At 59.7% G+C, this 613-nt stretch carries 1 pseudogene; it reads left to right on the plus strand.

Annotation, left to right across the window (positions count from 1 at the left end):
- Positions 1-231: 231 nt before the first annotated feature.
- Positions 232-613: pseudogene (locus tag EN935_RS39295) on the plus strand (DNA polymerase/3'-5' exonuclease PolX); the annotation flags it as partial.

Consider the following 613-nt stretch of genomic DNA (forward strand, 5'->3'; position numbering starts at 1 on the left):
GAGATGAAGACAATAGATTCGCCCTCTCATTTCCACGTGGGCGATGCTCCTGAATTAAAGAAGCGCACGGCCTCCAAAGCTCTGGCGGGATGGGGCCGCGCTGACCAATCCTTGCCCAGCCTGTAGCGTCCGACGCGGAGGAGCCAGTAAAGCCGGATTTGAAGGGCAACGCGGCGCTCATGGCCTTGCCTGATTGGAACCTGCGGAGACCGGCCTCGTTTGGCTGTAGCCATGGCAAAAATCGATCCCAGGACTGTCGCCAATCTTTTGAGGGAATATGCGCAACGGGCGTCTATGCGCGGCGACAATCCCTATCGCACAAAGGCATACTTGCGCGCGGCAGACAGTCTGATGACGCTGTCGCAACCGCTTGATCGGATCATTGCCGCCGGCGCCCTCACCAGGATCCCGGGGATCGGTGACGCGATCGCGGACATCGTGACCAAACTTTACCAAACCGGCACGCACCCAAGCCTTGAGAAGCTGCGCGAGGATGTTCCAGCGGGCGTGCTGGAGCTGTTTACCATACCCGGGCTTCGTCCCGATAAGATACTGAAGCTTCATCAGGCGCTCGGCGTGAACTCGCTTGCGGAGCTTGAGGCCGCGGCAAGAG

The organism is Mesorhizobium sp. M7D.F.Ca.US.004.03.1.1, assembly GCF_003998635.1.
Classification (GTDB): domain Bacteria; phylum Pseudomonadota; class Alphaproteobacteria; order Rhizobiales; family Rhizobiaceae; genus Mesorhizobium; species Mesorhizobium loti.